Raw genomic sequence first — 19,115 nt, 5'->3', positions numbered from 1 at the left:
TGGTCTTCCCGGTCGAAACGAGGCATCGCGTAGGACGCCTCGAACGGGACCGGGTGGGAAAATGGATTACGGGCCGAAGCGCCTCAGATGTCGAAGGCCGAGGGCAGCACGATCACGTCGCGGATGGTGACGGTGCGCTTGCGCGACAGCATGAAGAGGATCGCATCGGACACCTCCTCGGCCTCCATCAGCGCGCCTTCCTTCTTCATGCGCTCCAGGCGCTCGGGCTCCCAGTCGGAGAGAAGCGCCGAGATGACCGGTCCCGGCGAGACCTGGCCGACGCGGATGCCGTGGCCCATCAACTGGCGGCGCATGGTCTGCACGAAGCTGGTGACCGCCCATTTGGAGGCCGAATAGACCGGCTCCACGTGGATCGCGCTGTGGCCCGCGATGGAACAGGTGACGACGATGTCGCCGGTGCCGCGCTCGATCATGTGAGGGGCCACCGCGAGGACGTTCTTCATCACCGTGTTGACGTTGAGATTGACCATCCGGTCGATCGCCTCGGGCGTCGTGTCGACGAGATCGCCGCCGATATAGCTGCCCGCATTGCACAGGAGGATGTCGATGTGATCGACCTTGCCGAGGATCTCCGGCACCATGGCCTTGCAGCTTTCGGCATCGAGGAGATCGGTTTTTTGGATGAGCGCCCGCTCGCGGAGTTCTTCCGACAGGCGGGCGAGGGCGTCCGCGTCGCGGTCGACGAGGACGACCGTCGCGCCGGCATCGAGCAGCGCCTTCGTGCTGGCAAGGCCGATGCCGGATGCGGCTCCGGTCACCGCCGCGATCTGTCCTTGAAGGAATTGCGCCATGTCGTCGTCTCCTGTGGATGGCCGGCGCCCCTTCCGGGCATCCGGCCTCTGGCTATGATCGTGTTCGAAGAAAAGAGCGGTCCGGCGCGGATGCGACTCAGACCGAAAGGAAGCCGCCGTCGACGGCGAGCGAGGAGCCGGTCAGCATGACCGCATCCTCGGACAGGAGAAGCGCGACCGCACGCGCCACGTCCTCGACCTCGGCGAAGCGGCCCACGGGATGGCGGGCCATCATCGGTCCGCTCTTGGCGGGGTCTTCCCAGGCGGCGGCCGCAAGCTCGGTCATGGTCACCGTCGGCGCCAGCGCCATGGCGCGAATGCCGTGGGGCCCGAGTTCCTTCGCCATCACCCGGGTCGCCGCCTCGAGACCGGCCTTGGAGGCCGCGTAGCACAGGTGATCGGGAAAGCCGCGATAGCCGGCGATGGAGGTGATGTTGACGATCGCCCCGCCCCCTCCGGCCGCGATACGGGCCCTCGCAAATTCCTGCGAGCAGATCAGCGCCGATCGCAGATTGATGTCCATCACGGTGTCGTAGCCGTCATCGGTCATGTCGAGGAGGCTCTGAAGGACGTTCGTGCCCGCGCAGTTGACGAGGAAGTCTGAGGGTCCGGCCTCGGCCATCGCCTCGCGGGCAGCTTTGCCGTCCGACAGATCGGCGACGATCGCCCGTCCGCCGCCCATCTCGGCAACCAGCGCATCGAGATCGGACTGCGTCCGGCTGATCGCCACCACCTCGGCGCCGCGCTCTGCCAGAAGCCGCGCCGTCGCACGGCCGATGCCCTTGCCGGCGCCGGTGACGATCACCGATTGTCCGCTGAAATCCATGGGTGTTTCCTTCGTTGTTCGATAGCATGGCGACGGGGGAGGGGACGCGCGTCCCCGGGTTCGCTCGCCGGCGGTCGCGGCCCCGGTTCGAGGAGCCGGTCCGCCTCTAATCGCTTGCGCGGATCTCGCGCGCCGTCTTCTGCAAAGCGAGAAAGGCCCGGTATCGGCGCTCGTGGGTCTCGCGGATCGGTCCGCCGGCGGGCGCATAGCTGCGCCCGACCCTCGACATGGCCGGCATCGCCGCCTCGATCGTCTCGTAGGCGCCGGCTGCGACCGCGCCGAGAATGGCCGAGCCGGAAAGCACGGGTTCCTCGCATTCGACCGCCCTCAACGGAAGGCCGGTCGCGTCGGCGAGAAGCTGGCGGATGAGTTCGTGCTGGCCGGCGCCGCCGCTGATCGCGATCTCCTCGACAGGCGCGCCGTTGGCGGCCTGGGTCTCGACGATCTGGCGAAGCCCGTATCCGAGGCCGCAGATCCCCGCGACATAGAGGGCGAGAAGCGAGGCCGCGTCATGCTCCATGCCGATCCCCGCGACGAGGGCGCGGGCATGGGGGTCGGCGAAGGGCGCGCGATTGCCGAGGAATTCGGGAACCACGTGGACCGCGCCTGCGAGCGTGACGGCGGCCGACGCCTCGCCGGCCTCGCCGAGCGCGCGATCGGCGAGAAGCACGGGAGCGGGCTTGCCTGCCGCCTTCGCCTCGGCCGCGACGTCCGTATAGGCGCGATGCATCGTCACCAGATGATCGATCGCGGCGCCGGCGGCCGACTGTCCGCCCTCGTTCAGCCATGCGCCGGGGACCATCGCCGAATAATAGGGTCCCCAGACCCCCGGCACGAAGGCCGGTTCGCGCGTGGTCGTCATGGTGCAGGAGGAGGTGCCGAACACGTAGGCGAGGCTGCGCGTCGCGTCGCCCGAGCCGCCGGCGGCACCGACGGTGCCGATGCCCCCGGCATGGGCGTCGATGAGGCCGGCGCCGACCGCCGTTCCCGGTTTCAGGCCCAGCCGTTCGGCGGCTTCCTCCGTCAGGCCGCGCCCGAGCGGCGTGCCCGGCTCGACGATCGTGGTGCCGATGCGGGCAAAGTCCTGGTCGGCGAGGTCGCTAAGGCCGATGGCGCGGAAGTAGGACGGATCCCAGCGGCCCTCATGGGCAAGATAGGTCCATTTGCAGGTGACGGTGCAGACCGAGCGCGCGAGGCTGCCGGTCGCCTTCCAGCCGAGAAAATCGCTGAGGTCGAAGAAGGCCTCGGCCGCGTCGTAGACGCTCCGCCGGTTCTCCTTCAGCCAGAGAAGTTTGGGCGTCTGCATTTCCGGCGAGATGCGCCCGCCCACGTAATCCAGAACCGGGTGAGCGAGTTCGTTGATCCGCGCGGCCTGGTCGAGGGCCCGGTGATCCATCCAGACGATGACGTCGCGTTCGGGATGGGCCGCATCGCCGACGGGGAGCGGCGCGCCGCCACGGCCTCGAACGACCAGCGAACAGGTCGCGTCGAAGCCGATGCCCGCGATCGCCTCGCGGTCGATCCCGCTGCGTCTCACCGCCTCGCGCACGCAGAGGCAGACCGCCTCCCAGATCTGTTCGCTCGACTGCTCGACGATGTTGCCGGGCTCGCGATGGATCTCGATATCGGCCTTGGCGGTCGCGACAAGCGTCCCGCCGGCGTCGAACAGGCCGGCCCGCGCCGAGCCTGTGCCCACATCGACGCCGAGAAAGAAGCGCCGGGCCGCGGCGCTGTCGCCGGGATGGGAATGGGTGGTGCTCGTCATGACCGGTCCTATCGCCGTTCGCGGCTGATATAGATGGCGAGGAGGATGATGAGGCCCTTGATGACGTCCTGGAGATAGGGGTTGATGCCGATGAGGTTCAGCCCGTTGTTGATGATGCCGAGGAGGACCGCGCCGATCAGGGTTCCGAGGATGAGGCCGCGTCCGCCGGAGATCGCCGCGCCGCCCAGAACCACCATGGCGATGGCGTCGAGCTCGAAGGCGACGCCCGCGCCCGGCTGGCCGCTCATCAGGCGACCGGAGAGGACGATCGCGGCCATGGCGGCGGTGAAGCCGGAAATGGCGAAGACCATGAGCTTCACGCGCTTGACGTTGACGCCCGACAGATGCGCCGCCGTCTCGTTGCCGCCGATCGCGTAGACATGGCGGCCGAACGAGGTGCGCTGCAGGATCACCCAGGCAAGCGCGTAGAGGACGAGCATGATGATGATCGGCACCGGAATGCCGCCGAGCCGGCCGACGCCGAACCAGGAAATCCAGCCCGGCATGCCGGAGATCGGATAGCCGCCGGAATAGACGAGGCCGAGGCCGCGGGCGATCAGCATGGTGGCGAGCGTCACGATGATCGCCGGCATCTTGCCCCAGGCGGTCAGGAAGCCGTTGAACAGGCCGAACAGGACGCCGACGGCGATCATTCCGAGAAGGCCGATCTCGGCCGGCATTCCCATATTGACCATGATGCCGGCGCCGATGGTGCCGGCGAGCGCCATCACCGCGCCGACCGACAGATCGATGCCGCCCGTCAGGATGACGAAGGTCATGCCGATCGCCAGGATGCCGATGATCGACTGCTGGCGCAGGATGTTGAGGATGTTGTCGAGGCTGAAGAAGTTGTCGCTCGCAAAGCCCATCGCGATGGAGACGATGACGAGGCCGACGAGCGGCAGGATCAGCGGCGAGCGGGTGATCGATTTCAGGAGCGAGCCGGAGGTCTCGGTGGTGGTGTCATGCGACATAGTTGAGCTCTCCAGTCGTCGCCTGTGTCATGATCTTTTCGGAGGTGATGTCGCCTGCCTCGAGCGTCGCGACGATCGCGCCGCTGCGGAAGACGCAGACCCTGTCCGCCATGCCGATGACCTCGGGAAGCTCCGACGAGATCATGATGATGGCGTAGCCGTCCGCGGTGAGATCGCGCATCAGCTGGTAGATTTCGGCCTTCGCGCCGACATCGATGCCGCGCGTCGGCTCGTCGAAGATGAGGATCGGCGTGTCGTGGTTCAGCCAGCGTGCGATGACGACCTTCTGCTGGTTGCCGCCCGACAGCGTATCGCAGGCCGCATGGGCGCTCGGCGCCTTGACCCTGACCGCCTTCATCGCCTTGCGGGTATGGTCGAGTTCACTCTTGAGGTCGATGAACAGCTTCAGCGTCTCGTATTTCCCGTAATTGTTGAGGGAAATGTTCTGAAGGATCGAGAACGAGGTGATCAGCCCCTGTTCCTTGCGGCTTTCCGGCAGGAGGCCGATGCCGCGTGCCAGAGCCTCGCTCGGGCTCGCCGGTGCCTTGTCGACACCGTTGATCGAGGCGTCCACTTTGGCCGCCGGATAGGCGCCGAGAAGCGAGAGCGCGGTCTCGGTGCGGCCGGAGCCGACGAGGCCGGCAAAGCCGAGGATCTCGCCTCGCCGCAGCTGGAACCGGCTGACCGGACCGTTCTTGCGAAGCTGGACCGTTCTCGCATCGACGACGACTTCGGCATCGGGTTGCGCGCGAGGCTTTTCGGGAAAGCTCGCTTCGAGGCGCCGCCCGACCATCATCTCGATCAGTTCGTCGATGCCGATCCCGGCCGTCTCGCGCGTGCCCACATATTCGCCGTCGCGCAGGACCGTGATCCGGTCGCAGATCTCGAAGATCTCCTCGAGGTGGTGGGAGATGAAGACGATCGCGACGCCCTGCTGGCGCAGTTCGCGCATCACCGCGAACAGATGCTCCACCTCGCCGGGGGTGAGCGTCGCGGTCGGCTCGTCGAGGACGAGGATGCGGGCGTCGAGCGCCAGCGCCTTGGCGATCTCGACGAATTGCTGCTGGGCGACGCTGAGGTCGGCGATCGGCCGGTCGAGGGGAACGTCGACGCCAAGACGGCCGAGCACGTCTGCGGCGCGCCGGCGCATCGCCTTGCGGTCGAGAAGGCCGAGGCGCGTCGTCATTTCGCGGGCGAGAAAGATGTTCTCGACGGCGGTCAGATAGGGAATGAGGCTGAATTCCTGGAAGACGATGCCGATGCCGGCCGCGATCGCCTCGTCGTAATGGGAGAAGTCGTGCTGCTTGCCGTCGATCCGGATCGAGCCCTGATCGGCCGAGACGATGCCGCACAGGATCTTCATCATGGTGGACTTGCCGGCGCCGTTCTCGCCGAGAAGCGCGTGCACTTCGCCGGCCCGCACCTCCAGATCGACGCCGTGCAGGACTTCGATCGGACCGAAGGATTTGCGGATATCCGTCATCTGCAGCATGGAACCGGTCTCCACCGCATCGCCTCGCATCTGCTTTTTTTCCGGGGCCCCGAGCATTGCGCGAGGGCCCTTCATGGACGCCCCGCCGGGCCGGAGCCGGGCGGGGCGCTGTTTCACGTGAAGCCTCGCCGCTTACCAGGCGAAGTCTTCGGCGTTCTCGCTGTCGACGACGCGCACGTCGATCGGGATCTCGGACGGAACCACCTGGGCGCCCCAATACTGGGCGAGCGCCATTCCGAGGCCGACGCGGACCTGATCGCGCGGGAACTGCGCCGTGGTCTCGATGAAGGGTCCGCCGTTCGCGATCGCATCCACGGCTTCCGGCGCACCGTCGACCGAGGTCAGCTTGATGTCCTTGCCCGATCCCTGGATCGCGGCGAGGGCGCCCATGGCGCCGCCGTCGTTGACCGAGAAGATGCCGGCGAGATTCGGATGGGCCTGGATCATGTTCTCGGTGACGCCGAGGGCGACCGAGCGGTCCTGGCGGCCGTTCTGGGTATCGACCAGCGTGATGCCGTCGAACTCGTCGAGCGCGGCCTTGCAGCCTTCGACGCGCTGCAGGATCGGAACCACCGGAATGCCGTCGAGGATCGCGACCTCGCCTTCGCCGTTCAGGGCCTCGCCGAGATATTTGCAGGACATGTAGCCGGCATCGCGGTTCTTGGAGCCGACGAAGCTGTCGACCGGGCCGTTGGCATTGGCGTCGACGGCGACGACGATGACGCCGCGATCCTTGGCCATGCGCACCGCGCTCTCGATGCCGGCGCTGTCGGTCGGATTGAGGAGCAGGATGTCGATGTCCTGCTGGAGCATGTCCTCTACATCGCTGATCTGCTTGGCGACGTCATGGCCCGCATCGGTGACGACGACCTCGGAGCCGATCGTCTTCGCCGCCTCCATCAGGGCCTCGCGCATGGAGACGAAATAGGGATTGTTCATCTCCTGGAAGGTCATGCCGATCTTCGGCGGACCGTCGGGGGCGCTGTCCTGCGCGGATGCGAGGGAGACGGACGCGGCCAGCGTGATGGCGGCGGCCGAGACGGTTGTGATGAGCTTCTTCATGGTTCCTCCTTGTTGAAGAATGGTGACGCGCCTCGAGGGAGCGCGCGCCCTGGTGAATGCGTCCTTGGGACCGGTTCGGTCAGGCGTGGAGACGAGCGGCCTCGTTCTCGATGAAGCGGGCGCGGAATTCGCTCGGCGACATGCCCTTCAGCCTCAGGAACTGGCGGTTGAAGTTGGAGAGGTTCGAGAAGCCGACCTCGAAGCAGAGATCGGCGATCCGGGCAGCGGGATCGCTCAGCAGCACCTTGCAGGCGAGATCGATGCGCAACTGGTTGCGGAAGCGCACGAGCGGTGCGCCGGTATGGCGCTTGAAGGAGCGCGAGAAGGCGCTGAGGCTCTGGCCGGTCATCTCGGCGAGCTCGCTCTCGCTGATCGGCGCGGTCAGGTTGTCTCGCAGATGGGCGATCACCCGGTTCATCGCCGAGCTTCCGGGATCGTGCTGGTCGGGATCGTAGCTGAGGCTGGCGAGCTGCTGGACGTTGCGGGCATTGGAGAGAATGCCGAGGATTTCGAAGAAAAGGCCGAGGCGGGCGACGCCGCGCGCTTCTGCGATCCGGGCCATCAGCGGGCGCACCGCCTCGCTCGTGCGTTCGTCGAAGAGCAGCCCGCGCCGGCTCATTTCGAACAGGTCCTCGGCCTCCGCCATCTCCGGGAAGGTCGCGCTCGCCCGGTCGATGAAGCCCTGCGGAAACTGGATGACCTCGGTGCGGCAGGCGACCGTCTCCTCCGGGCCGAGATCGCTGATCCAGTTCTGCGGAAGATTGGGGCCGGTCATGATCAGCTGCCCGGGACCGAATTCGCCGACATAGTCGCCGATATAGAAGGTGCCCGACGTGTTCACGACGAGATGGATCTCGTATTCGGGATGGTAGTGCCAGCGCACCGTGCGGAAGGGATAGCCGTGCCGCCATGCGGCAAAGGATTCGCCCTCGCGAATATGAACCAGTTCGAGATGAAGTTGCATGTCTTCCTCCCCGACGGCCTGCCTGTTCAGTCGTCCGGGACCTCCCGTCCCATCGCGTCGACCGCTGCCGGCTTGTCTTGGGCGAGAATACCGGCCCGCTCGCCCGCGCTCCACATCCTGACGCGCAAACGAACGATACTTTTTTGACCGATGCGTGACGATTTCAGGCGTTCGGACGCCGATGTGGCGCTCGTTTCGTCCGGGATCGACACCTCGAGACACAGGTTTATCGGCGAAAACAGCTGTTGCGGTGCAAAAATCGGGCGATCGGAACCGGAAGGCGGCAGGGCGCGACCGCGAATGGCAGATCTGCGCGTCGCGCAGTCGCCCATACTATTTCGAGCCGCCCGTCGGCCTTGCTCGAACCGATGAGGGCCTTCGCGGAACCGGTCGCGAAGGCCCTTCACAGTCTGCAATTTCCGTCCTCAGGTCCCGGACGGCATCGCGATCTGGAGCTTGACGTCGCTGGAGCGCGCCTCCACCGCACGGTCGAAGGCGGCGATGCTGTCCTCGAACGCGATCGTGTCGGAGATCAGCGGTTTGAGATCCACCTTGCCCGAGCCGATGAGGGCGATCGCCCGGTCGTAGACATTGGCATAGCGGAACACCGTCTCGATCCTCAGCTCCTTGGCCTGGAGGGAGACGATGTCGACCGGTACGGGCTCCACCGGCATGCCGACGAGGACGACGCAGCCGCCGGGGCGTGCGAGGCCGGCAAGGCCGATGATGGCGGGCGCGGCGCCGGAGCATTCGAAGACCACGTCGGCACCCCAGCCATCGGTGGCCTGCGAGATCGCCGATGCGAGATTTCTCTCGCCGAGATCGACGGTCTCGATCCCGTCATAGGCCGCGATGATGTCGAGCTTCGGCCGGGCGAAGTCGGCGACATAGACCTTCGCGCAGCCCCCGGCGAGGGCGGCGAGGGCCGTCATCATGCCGATGGGTCCCGCGCCGGTCACGACGGCGATGTCGCCCGCCTTGATGCCGGCGCGGATGGCCGCCTGCATGCCGATGGCGAAGGGCTCCACCATCGCGCCCTCGGCAAAGCTCACACTGTCCGGGAGCTTGTAGGTGAAGGCGGCGGGATGGACGACCTCGCCCGTCAGGCAGCCGTGGACCGGGGGCGTTGCCCAGAACGTCACCGCCGGGTCGACATTGTAGATGCCGAGCTTGGAGGCCCGCGATGTCGGGTTCGGAATGCCGGGCTCCATGCAGACGCGGTCGCCGACCTTCAGGCCGGTGACGTTCGCGCCGGCTTCGATCACCGTGCCCGAGGCCTCGTGCCCGAGCACCATCGGCTCCTCGACGACGAAGGGGCCGATGCGGCCATGGGTGTAGTAGTGGACATCCGAGCCGCAGATGCCGACCGTGTGCACGCGGATGCGGACATCGTCCGGTCCGACGTCGCCTGGGATGTCGAAATCACGGAGGGACAGGCGTCCCTTTTCTTCCAGTACGAGAGCTTTCACGGGCGTGAACCTTTCCATCGATGGGACTTCGCGTGCCGACGGGCGCCGAATCTCGCCGGCTGCGTTACAGAAATCGATCGCGGGTGCAAAGGGGCGGTGCGAGCCTTCCTTCAAGTCGCTCCCGAGCCTGCGGCAGGCCTCCAAGGAGGCGGAGACGGCGCCATATCGTGACGCGACAGATGGCGAATTTGCGCCTCGGCGAGAAATAAGATCGATCGCCACCTGATCGAATCCGTGGTCGTGACCTAGCTCTCCAACGCGAATGCTATCTGCCGATGGCACTTTTTCGTCCGACGAGCCGTTATGCGATGAATGCCGCTCCTGATGTGTCTGACCGATGAAGCCGATGATTTTCGATCCTGACGCGACCGACCATGCGGCGATCTTTGCCGGTCTGCCGCAACCCTTTCTCGTGCTCGATACCGCGCTGACGATCGTCGCGGCGACCGACGCCTATCTGAGGACGACGGACCGCACGCGCGAGGACATCGTCGGGCGCCATATTCTCGAGGCGTTTCCGGAAAATCCGGAGGAAGCCGGCACGGTTGAGCAGGGGCCGCTCGAGGTCTCGCTCCGCCATGTGCTGCGCACGGGCGAGTCGCACGAGATGGCGGTCATCCAGTACGATATTCCGCGTCCCCAGAGCGAAGGCGGCGGGTTCTCGCAGCGCTACTGGACGCCGGTTCACACGCCGGTCAAAGGCGCGGACGGGGCGGTGCGCTACATCGTCCAGGACCCCATGGACGTGACCGAGAGCGTGCAGCGCACCCGCGAGGCCGATGCGCGATTGCGCGTGGCTCTCCATGCCGCCGATCTCGGCTCCTGGGAATACGAGCCGGAAACCGATATCTGGCGGCGGAACGCCACCGTCGACGCCTTCTTCGGCTTCGGTCCGGGTGAGGGCGGCCCGGTCGCCGCGCCGTTCTTCGCCCTGATGCATCCCGACGATCTGCCGGTCGTCAACAAGGCGGTGCAGGATGCGCTGGACAGTCCCGATCAGACACGGGTGCGCTTCGACTACCGCGTCGTCGATCGCGCGACGGGCGAGACCCGGCATCTCGCCTCGCGCGGCGAGGTGCTTCGCACGTCGAACGGCAAGCCACGCCTCATCGGCGTCATCATGGACGTCTCGGCCGATCGCGAGCGGGAGACCGCTCTCGCCGAGGCGGTGAAGGCGCAGGAAAGCCTTCTCGACCAGAAGGATCTGCTCCTCGCCGAAGTCAATCACCGGGTGAAGAACAGCCTCCAGCTGGTGGTCAGCGCATTGAGCCTTCAGGCGCGGCGCCTCAGGGACCCGGGTTCGAAGGAGGCATTCGAACAGGCGATTTCCCGGGTCAGGGCCATCACCTCCGTCCACGAGCGGCTCTATCGCACCGAGAACCCCCTCGTCGTCGACATGGCGGATTATCTCGAAGGCCTCTGCGCCGATCTGGCGGCCAATACAGAACAGCGCGAGGATCTTCGGGTGGAGGTCGAACCGCTCCACCTGAAGACCGAGCGGGCGATCCCGATCGCGCTCATCGTCAACGAGCTCGTGACCAATTCCTTGAAATACGCCTATCCGGACGGGCGCCACGGACCGATCCTTCTCTCGCTCCGGCGCATCGACGGCGACATGATCGAACTTGCCGTCGCCGATGAAGGGGTCGGCACGACGAGCCAGACGCGCCCGGACGGGCTCGGCACCCGTCTCGTCAAGACCATGGCCGCGCAGATCGAGGGATATGTCGAGGCCCAGTCCGAAACCGGCGGCTACCGAACGGCGGTCGTCTTCCCGAAGGATGCTTCGCTGTGAGCCTGTCGATCATGATCGTCGAGGACGAGATGCTTCTGGCCATGGACCTGGAGGACATCCTCGTCGATGCGGGCCATAAGGTGGTGGGGCAGGCATCGGACATGAAGCAGGCCTTGGCGCTCGCCGAGAAATCGGGGGACATGATCGATATCGCGATCATGGACGTCAATCTCGCCCGGGGTCCGAACGGCGTCGAGACGGCCGCGGCCCTGCGCCAGCGCTGGGACATTCCCTCGCTCTTCGTCAGCGGCAATCTCGACGAGAAGACGCGGGCGCTCGCCTCGGAATGGGACCCCGTCGGCTTCATCGGCAAGCCCTTCTCCGAGCGCGAGGTCCTTGCGGCGGTGGCCTCGGCGCCGCAAAGGGCGCAACCGGGTTCCGAATAGGACGCGGCTCCCTTCGCGCCGATCGCGAAAAGGCCATCGGCCGACCAGGATGGAGCCTTGCGTGCCGTGTTCGTGCACCCGCGAGGTAACGGTTCCGGCAATCCCGGCGAAGATAAAGGCAGATGGCGGTGCATGGACGGCCACGCGCGGGGGAAGGAACGAGTGGAATGAAGCTTTTGAGATCGGCGCTGGCCTCCGTGGTCTTGCTGGCGATCGCCGGGGGACCTGCGACCGCACAAGAGCCGTCCTCCGACGAATGGAGCGCCACCGTCGAGGCTGCCAAAGGGCAAACCGTCTACTTCAACGCCTGGGGTGGCTCCCAGAACATCAACGATTACATCCAGTGGGTCGCAGACGAGGTGTCCGAGCGTTACGATATCACGCTCGAACACGTGAAGCTGGAGGACACCGCGAACGCAGTCGCGCAGGTCTTGGCCGAGAAGGCGGCCGGGCGAAACGAGGACGGCGGCATCGATCTCATCTGGATCAACGGCGAGAACTTCGCTTCCATGAAGGAGCAGGGGCTGCTCGCCGACGGGTTCGCGACCGATCTGCCGAACTGGTCCCTCGTCGACGCCGACAATCCCTCCGTGACGACCGATTTCACCGTTCCGACCGACGGGCGGGAAAGCCCTTGGGGCGGGGCGAAATTCGTCTTCTTCACCGATCCGGCCCGGTTCGGCGATCTCGACACGATGCCCCGGACGGCGGACGAACTCCTGCAATGGGCCAAGGATCATCCCGGCCGCTTCTCCTATCCGGCGCCGCCCGATTTCATGGGCTCGAGCTTCCTCAAGCAGATCCTGTCCGAGAAGATCGCCGATCCGAGCCTTCTTCAGGAGCCGGTGGACGAGGCGAAGTTCGAGGAGGCCGCCCGGCCGCTCTGGGATTATCTCGACGCGCTCCAGCCGGTCCTCTGGCGTTCCGGACGCGACTATCCCCAGAACTACCCGGCGATGAAGCAGCTTCTGGCCGATGGCGAACTCGGCATCATCTTCGCCTTCAATCCGGCGGAGGCCTCGAGCGCGATCGCCAATTTCGAACTCCCGGACACGGTGCGGTCCTTCGTCTTTCCCGGCGGGACCCTCGGCAACACCCATTTCGTGGCGATCCCCTATAATTCGGGTTCGAAACCCGCCGCCAAGGTCGTCGCCGACTTTCTCCTGTCGCCCGAGGCCCAGCTTCGCAAGGAGCGGCCCGAGATCTGGGGCGATCCGACGGTTCTCGACATGGAAAAGCTCGAACCGGCCGACCGGCAGGCGTTCGAGGCGATCGATCGGGGCGTCGCGACCCTCGGCCCCGACGAACTCGGCCCGGTCCTGCCCGAACCCCATCCCTCATGGATGACGCGGATCGAGGAGGAGTGGAAGGCGCGCTACGGAAGTTGACCCGGGGGCCTGTTCGAGGATCGACGCGCAGGTGCCCGAAGAGGACCGACACGGCGCTCTTCTGGCGACGAATGGATGCCCGACGGGCGAAAGACCGCCCGCAATGGTTCGAATGACGACGACGTGAGTGCCAGCCCCCGCCTTCTTCGAGCCATTCCCTGGTCGATCGCCGGACTTCTGGCCGCGCCCGTCGCGGTCGGTCTCGCCGGCGTGGTGCTGCCCGCCTTCGGCTATCTGCCGGCGCTCGGGGGCACGAGCCTTTCGCTCGGGCCCTTTCGCGAACTCCTCGCGCAGCCGGGTCTCTTCGCGTCGAGCCTCCTGTCCTTCGCCTCCGGTCTGGTGACCACCGCGCTCTCGGTCCTCGCCGTCTCCTTGTTCCTCGCCGCATTTCATGGAACGGGCGCCATGCGGATCGCACGGCGAGCGCTCGGACCGCTGCTTGCGATTCCCCATGCGGCGGCGGCCTTCGGTCTCGCCTTCCTCATCGCGCCGTCCGGCCTTCTCTTCCGTCTTGCCGCAGCGCCCCTCGGGCTGGACCGCCCGCCCGATCTCCTGATCGTCGGCGATCCCCTGGGGCTTTCCATGATGGCCGGTCTCATCGCCAAGGAAATCCCCTTCCTCATGCTCGTCGCCTTCGCCGCGCTGCCCCAGGCCGAGCCGCAACGGCGGACCATGCTGGCCCGCTCGCTCGGATACGGACGGATGGCGGCCTTCCTCCACACCGTCTGGCCCTCGGTCTATCGCCAGATCCGCCTGCCGGTGCTCGCGGTCGTCGCCTTCGCATCCTCCGTGGTCGACGTGGCGCTGATCCTCGGGCCGTCCGTTCCGCCGACGCTCGCGGTCCGCCTCCTGCAGTGGATGGGCGACCCGGATCTGTCCCTGCGCTTTCTCGCCTCCGCCGGCGCTCTCCTGCAGCTTGCCGTCACCGCCGGCGCGCTGCTCGTCTGGCTGGGACTGGAGCGCCTCTGCGCGCGCCTGGGGGCGGCGATCGCGGCGCGGGGCCGGCGCGGAACCAATGACGGCGCCGCGCGAGGCCTTGCGATGCTCCCGGTCGCGCTGGCGGGTCTCTCGCTCGCCCTCGGTCTTCTCGTTCTGGCGATCTGGTCGTTCGCGGGGCTCTGGTCCTTTCCCGATCCGCTGCCCCAGGCCTTCACCACCCAGACCCTCGAGCGCGCTTTGCCGCGTGCCGAGGGGCCGATCGTGACGACCGCTATGGTTGCCGGACTGTCGGGGGTGATCGCCCTTCTTGCGGTCGTTGCGATGCTGGAAAGCCATCGGCGCGCCGTCCCGAGGCTTGCCGGCGAGCGGCCGGTCCTGCCCTCCCTCATCGCGGGGCTCCTCTACCTGCCACTCATCGTGCCGCAGATCGCCTTCGTGTTCGGCCTGCAGATCCTCGTCGTCGCGAGCGGCTTCGAGCCCTCGCTCGCTTTTCTCGTCGCCGTTCATCTGGTCTTCGTCGCGCCCTATGTGGCGCTCGCCCTCGTCGGGCCCTGGTTCGCGCTCGATCCACGTTACGACGGGGTGGCGGCCAGCCTGCGCCATGGCCCGGTCGCAACGCTCCTTCGGATCCGCATCCCCTTGCTTCTCGCCCCCATCCTCACCGCGTTCGCCATCGGCTTCGCGGTCTCCGTCGGCCAGTATCTGCCGACGGTCCTAATCGGGGCGGGACGCCTCACCACCATCACGACCGAAGCCGTGGCCCTCGCCTCGGGCGGCAATCGGCGCATCGTCGGCGTCTATGCGCTGCTGCAGACGATCGTCCCCGCACTCGTCTTCCTTGCGGCAAGCCTCGTTCCGGTCCTCGTCTATCGCCGCAGGCGCGGCATGGAGGGCGCATGAACCATCCGCGACCGCACGAGCCGGGCCTTCGCCTGAAGAATGTCGCGATCGGCCTCGACGGCCGGACATTGCTCGCGATCGACCGGCATATTCCGCCGGGACACGTGCTGACGGTGATGGGGCCGTCCGGCTCCGGCAAGTCGACCCTCTTCGCGCTGATCGCGGGCTTTCTAGATTCCGCCTTCACGGCGGAGGGCGAGGTTCTCCTCGACGGCGCGCGCATCGACCGCACCCGCCCCGAAAAGCGGGCCGTCGGCCTCCTCTTTCAGGATGCGCTGCTCTATCCGCACATGTCGGTGGGTGCCAACCTTCTCTTCGCGCTTACCTTCGCCTTGCGAGGGGCGCGCGAGCGCCGGGCGGCCGCGGCCGCGATGCTGGAACGGGTCGGCCTTCCGGATATGTTCGATCGCGATCCGGCGACGCTGTCCGGCGGTCAGGCCGCCCGGGTCGCGCTCGCCCGCACGCTTCTCGCGCGGCCGCGTGCGCTTCTCCTCGACGAGCCGTTCTCCCGCCTCGATGCCCCGCTTCGCCGGTCCATGCGCGACCTCGTCTTCTCGCTGGTGCGCGAGCGCGCGATTCCCGCGCTTCTCGTCACCCACGACCGGGAGGATGCCGAGGCCGCCGGCGGGCCGATCGTCGAGATCGAACCCCCGGCCGGCTGAGGCAGGGGCGATCCTCTTCGGCCGCCCCCGCTTCGTTCGTGTTCAGCCCGCGGCCGATTGCGGCCTGCCGAGGCCGCGCCGGGCAAGACCCCAGCGCAGGAGGTCGATGGCGAGGAAGGCGAGGAGGCTCGCGCCGAGAACCGGCAAGGCCCATCCGAGCGCTGCCGCGACGGCGAGGACCGCAATCCTCGTGGCAGGCCTCATCCGCATCCAGGCATCCGTCAGCGTCCTCGACGCATTGCCCGGAGCCGGACGCTGCCGCCACCAGATCCGGTAGCCGTAGACGGTGAGCGCCATCGTGCCGATGCCGAGGGCGACCACCGCGATCTGGTTCGCGAGCCCGAAGAGAATGCCCATATGCGCGGCCACTCCCCATTGCACGAGCTTGGCGACGAGGCCGAAATCGGCGAAGTCCGCCCGGCTGGTGATCGCCATCGTGGCAGGATCGACCGCGACCGTGTCGACCTGGGAGGGCCAGGACCGATCGATCTCGCGCACCACATAGGCCTCCCCCGGATCGGAGGGACGGATCTCGACGAGCGAAGCATCGATGCCCCCGGCCTGTGCGGCCGACAGCACGCCGTCGAGCCGCCCGGCCGGATCGACCGCAGGTTCGGAAGCGCCTGCCGGCATCGTCATGCCCATCGCGCCGTGATGGGCGTGATCCCCGACCATTCCGCGACCCTGCGATCCTTCGAGGGCGAGCGTCACGCTCGGCGTCGTCCAGCCGAGAGCCCCGCGCAATTCGCCGATCCGGTCTCCGGCCCATTGCGACCAGGTGAGACCCGTCGCCGAGAGGAAGAGGAGGCCGACGGACAGGACGACCCCCGTGATCCCGTGCAGGCGGCGCACGCGAAGGCTCGTGTTGGCCGGGTTCGCGTGCGCGGCCCGTCCGGTGCGACGCCGGGCCCACAGGACGATGCCGCCGAGCGCGAGGAGCCACAGCCAGGAGGCGGCGAGTTCGCTATAGGCGCGGCCCCAGTCACCGAGCATGAGACTGCGGTGGAGATAGTCGAGGGTGATGCGGAAAGGCAGGATGCCGCTCGTTCCGTAGGCGGTGAGATCGCCGCGCACGTCCAGCGTCACCGGATCGACGAAGATCGCCCGGGTCTCCGATGGCCCGAGCGCCGGATCGGCGAACATCACCCGCGTCGTCGTACCGGGCTCGGGGGCCGGGCGCACGGCGAAGAGGCGCAGGTCCTCGCCCACCACGCGGCGCGCGGCCTCGGCCTGGGCACTGAGGGGCTGGGCGGTGCCCGTCGAGGGCGTCGTCAACTGGTCGCTGTAGATCAATCTCTCGATCTGGGGCGTGAGGGCGTAGAGCGTGCCCGTCAACGCGGCCACGAACAGGAACGGCCCGACGAAGAGGCCGATATAGAAGTGCAGCCGGGCGACGAAGCCCATGAGGCCAGTCGTCGAAACGGACGCGGCGGCCTTGCGCGAAGGCTCGCGCGCGGAAGCGGAAAGGGCCTTGCTCATCGCGGGCACCCCGGTGTCAAGAGGCAGGGCGAGGAGGGGCGGACAGGGACGGAGCGCGGACGCCAAGCGTCGCGCATCCGCCCGGCGGATGAAATGGGCATGATGAATGTCTCCGGAAAACGGTCTTGGTTTCGAGCGTCAGACGGAGAGGGCAGGAGGGCCGGTGGGGAACGGGGGCGCTTCGTTCGCGCAGGCATCGCGGCAGGAATCGTCACCGGACGAAAAATCGAGATCGATGGCGCCGGCCAGGCTGTAGGCCGCGCCGAGATCGATCTCGGCGACGGGAAGCGCCGAGCCGCCGCCCATGGCGCAAAGGGCGCCGCAGGGGCATCCGTGGGCCGATTGCGGCTTTTCAGGTCCGGGAGCGGGGACTTCGACGTTTTCGAAGCCTGAACCGTGACAGATCACGACGGATACGGTGTGAGGCGCCGACAGCGATACCGAGCAGGCATAGGATGAGGCCGCCATATGGAAGAAGACGCACGCAGCCGTGACGACGGCCAGAAGGCCGCCCGACCAGGCATCGCCGAGAAGGAGGCGCATCTTGTCCACGAGGAGCGACGATGCCAGAAACGCCGATCCTTGTCACCTGCCGCCGCAGATCGGCCCGGCTCGTCTGCTCATCGTCCGGTTCGTGAACGAGGACAATGGCAGAACTCGCTGGCAAGGGCGGCCCGGCGGCGGTTAAATGACTGTAGACGCTGAACAGCCGATCGGTCCTGCCCCATGTCGCATTCCCATATCTCCTCCGACGAGATCCGCGCCCGCTTCGCCCGCGCCATGTCGGCGATGTACCGTGCCGAGGTCCCCGCCTACGGAACGCTCGTCTCCCTGGTGGAACGGGTGAACGGCGAGGTGCTCGCCGCCGACGAGGCCGAAGCGTCGCGCCTGTCGCGCACGAACGAACTCGACCGCATCAACGAGGAGCGTCATGGCGCGATCCGGCTCGGAACCGCGGCCGAGCTCTCCACCATACGCCGGCTCTTCGCCGTGATGGGCATGGTGCCGGTGGGCTATTACGATCTCTCCGTCGCGGGCGTGCCGGTTCATTCCACGGCCTTCCGTCCGGTCGATCCGGCCGCGCTCTCGGCCAATCCGTTCCGGGTCTTCACCTCGCTCCTGCGGCTGGACCTCATCGAGGACGAAGCCCTCAGAGCCGAGGCATCCGCCGTTCTGGAGACACGCGAGATCTTCACCCCGGCCTGCCGCGATCTCATCGCGAGGGCCGAGACGGAGGGCGGGCTCGGCGAAGCGGAGGCGGATGCCTTCGTCGAGGAAGCGCTCGAGACGTTCCGCTGGCATGACACCGCCAATGTCGACGGCGCGCTATATCGCCGGCTCGACCATGCCCACCGGCTTCTCGCCGACGTCGTCGCGTTCAAGGGGCCGCATATCAACCATCTGACGCCGCGCACGCTGGATATCGACACGGTGCAGGCGCGCATGCCGCAGGACGGCATCGCACCCAAGGCCGTGATCGAAGGGCCGCCCTCGCGCCGCGTGCCCATCCTGTTGCGCCAGACCTCGTTCAAGGCGCTGGAGGAGCCGGTCGCCTTCCTCGGCGACGAAGAGAGGGAAGGGCGCCACACGGCGCGGTTCGGCGAGATCGAACAGCGCGGGCTGGCGCTGACGCCGAAGGGGCAGGCGCTCTACGACCGGCTTCTCGCCGAAGCGCGCGCCAGGGTGACGCCCGCCGCCGACGGCTCCAATGCCGATGCCTATATGGCGGCGCTCTGCGATGTCTTCTCCGTCTTTCCCGACGATCTCGACCGGCTGAGGACCGAAGGCCTCGGCTATTTCCGCTATGCCGCGACCGGAACGCCTGGCGGGATCGACGCCGGTCTCAGCGCCGACGAACTCGTTGCCGCCGGCATGCTGCGCGCCGATCCGATCACCTACGAGGATTTCCTGCCGGTTTCGGCCGCGGGGATCTTCCAGTCCAATCTCGGCGACGACGCCGCGCGCTCCTTTGAGGCCAATCCCAGCCAGGCCCGCTTCGAGGCCGATCTCGGCGCTCCGGTCGCAGATTTTCATGCGCTTTATGCCGAGGCGCAGGCCGCCTCGCTCGCAAGGGCGCGCGCCGATCTCGCCAGCCGGGCCGGATAGGGTATTGGACCGAAAAGCGGACCTTGGTTGTTCCGGCCATCCCACCTGTCGGCGGGAAACCGGAGCACGAAGCGGATTTTCGAGACGAGTTGGAGG

General features: G+C 67.1%; 17 protein-coding genes. 6 read left to right on the top strand and 11 right to left on the bottom strand.

Translation table 11 applies throughout. The annotated features are described in order from the left end of the window. Window positions 1-83: 83 nt before the first annotated feature. From DYI37_RS10375 to DYI37_RS10335, 9 genes are all read right to left on the bottom strand, one after another. Complete coding sequence (locus DYI37_RS10375) at window positions 84-812, bottom strand: SDR family oxidoreductase (protein ID WP_116683166.1); 729 nt, start codon at window positions 810-812, stop codon at window positions 84-86. A gap of 97 nt (window positions 813-909) precedes the next feature. Then, on the bottom strand, window positions 910-1,638 hold the full coding sequence (locus DYI37_RS10370; protein WP_116683165.1) for an SDR family oxidoreductase: 729 nt from the start codon (window positions 1,636-1,638) through the stop codon (window positions 910-912). A 106-nt stretch (window positions 1,639-1,744) separates the two neighbouring features. Continuing rightward, a complete protein-coding gene (locus tag DYI37_RS10365) occupies window positions 1,745-3,403 on the bottom strand; it encodes an FGGY-family carbohydrate kinase (protein ID WP_116683164.1) in 1,659 nt (552 codons plus the stop codon). 8 nt (window positions 3,404-3,411) lie between these two features. Further along, the gene (locus tag DYI37_RS10360; RefSeq protein WP_116683163.1) at window positions 3,412-4,377 is read right to left on the bottom strand and encodes an ABC transporter permease; all 966 of its coding nucleotides are present in this window, start codon (window positions 4,375-4,377) and stop codon (window positions 3,412-3,414) included. After that, complete coding sequence (locus DYI37_RS10355) at window positions 4,367-5,869, bottom strand: sugar ABC transporter ATP-binding protein (protein WP_116683487.1); 1,503 nt, start codon at window positions 5,867-5,869, stop codon at window positions 4,367-4,369. Before DYI37_RS10355 ends, DYI37_RS10360 begins: the two co-directional genes overlap by 11 nt. Before the next feature lie 132 nt (window positions 5,870-6,001). Continuing rightward, window positions 6,002-6,931 (bottom strand): ABC transporter substrate-binding protein, encoded by a 930-nt coding sequence (locus DYI37_RS10350; protein ID WP_116683162.1) that lies wholly within the window; start codon window positions 6,929-6,931, stop codon window positions 6,002-6,004. 79 nt (window positions 6,932-7,010) lie between these two features. Beyond that, window positions 7,011-7,895, bottom strand: coding sequence for an AraC family transcriptional regulator (locus DYI37_RS10345; RefSeq protein WP_116683161.1), 885 nt, complete (start codon window positions 7,893-7,895; stop codon window positions 7,011-7,013). Window positions 7,896-7,921: 26 nt separating this feature from the next. Beyond that, window positions 7,922-8,311 (bottom strand): hypothetical protein, encoded by a 390-nt coding sequence (locus DYI37_RS10340; protein WP_147307910.1) that lies wholly within the window; start codon window positions 8,309-8,311, stop codon window positions 7,922-7,924. A gap of 9 nt (window positions 8,312-8,320) precedes the next feature. Beyond that, window positions 8,321-9,364 carry an NAD(P)-dependent alcohol dehydrogenase gene (locus tag DYI37_RS10335; RefSeq protein ID WP_116683486.1) on the bottom strand — a complete coding sequence of 348 codons (1,044 nt, stop codon included), beginning with the start codon at window positions 9,362-9,364 and terminating at the stop codon, window positions 8,321-8,323. 346 nt (window positions 9,365-9,710) lie between these two features. Here DYI37_RS10335 and DYI37_RS10330 point away from each other — a divergent pair, with 346 nt between their 5' ends. The 5 genes from DYI37_RS10330 to DYI37_RS10310 all read left to right on the top strand — a co-directional run bounded on the left by DYI37_RS10330 (window position 9,711) and on the right by DYI37_RS10310 (window position 15,434). Further along, on the top strand, window positions 9,711-11,159 hold the full coding sequence (locus tag DYI37_RS10330; RefSeq protein ID WP_158555139.1) for a sensor histidine kinase: 1,449 nt from the start codon (window positions 9,711-9,713) through the stop codon (window positions 11,157-11,159). Continuing rightward, complete coding sequence (locus DYI37_RS10325) at window positions 11,156-11,545, top strand: response regulator (RefSeq protein ID WP_116683158.1); 390 nt, start codon at window positions 11,156-11,158, stop codon at window positions 11,543-11,545. The genes DYI37_RS10330 and DYI37_RS10325 overlap by 4 nt, the downstream gene beginning before the upstream one ends. 167 nt (window positions 11,546-11,712) lie before the next feature. Next, complete coding sequence (locus tag DYI37_RS10320; RefSeq protein ID WP_116683157.1) at window positions 11,713-12,933, top strand: ABC transporter substrate-binding protein; 1,221 nt, start codon at window positions 11,713-11,715, stop codon at window positions 12,931-12,933. 123 nt (window positions 12,934-13,056) lie between these two features. Continuing rightward, window positions 13,057-14,772 (top strand): ABC transporter permease, encoded by a 1,716-nt coding sequence (locus DYI37_RS10315; protein ID WP_245413866.1) that lies wholly within the window; start codon window positions 13,057-13,059, stop codon window positions 14,770-14,772. Further along, on the top strand, window positions 14,769-15,434 hold the full coding sequence (locus DYI37_RS10310; protein ID WP_116683155.1) for an ATP-binding cassette domain-containing protein: 666 nt from the start codon (window positions 14,769-14,771) through the stop codon (window positions 15,432-15,434). The genes DYI37_RS10315 and DYI37_RS10310 overlap by 4 nt, the downstream gene beginning before the upstream one ends. Before the next feature lie 42 nt (window positions 15,435-15,476). Here the strand turns inward: DYI37_RS10310 and DYI37_RS10305 are convergent, their stop codons facing one another. Further along, window positions 15,477-16,913, bottom strand: coding sequence for a PepSY-associated TM helix domain-containing protein (locus DYI37_RS10305; RefSeq protein ID WP_116683154.1), 1,437 nt, complete (start codon window positions 16,911-16,913; stop codon window positions 15,477-15,479). Between the two features lie 138 nt (window positions 16,914-17,051). Then, window positions 17,052-17,456, bottom strand: coding sequence for a hypothetical protein (locus tag DYI37_RS10300; RefSeq protein WP_147307909.1), 405 nt, complete (start codon window positions 17,454-17,456; stop codon window positions 17,052-17,054). 183 nt (window positions 17,457-17,639) lie between these two features. Between DYI37_RS10300 and hglS the strand changes: the two genes are divergently transcribed. Continuing rightward, the gene (gene hglS / locus DYI37_RS10295; RefSeq protein WP_116683152.1) at window positions 17,640-19,019 is read left to right on the top strand and encodes a 2-oxoadipate dioxygenase/decarboxylase HglS; all 1,380 of its coding nucleotides are present in this window, start codon (window positions 17,640-17,642) and stop codon (window positions 19,017-19,019) included. The last annotated feature ends 96 nt before the right edge of the window (window positions 19,020-19,115 follow it).

This window comes from Fulvimarina endophytica (assembly GCF_003403015.1).
GTDB lineage: Bacteria > Pseudomonadota > Alphaproteobacteria > Rhizobiales > Rhizobiaceae > Fulvimarina > Fulvimarina endophytica.
The sequence above is the reverse complement of the archived record's forward strand: the minus strand, read 5'-3'. Positions and strand labels throughout refer to the sequence as shown.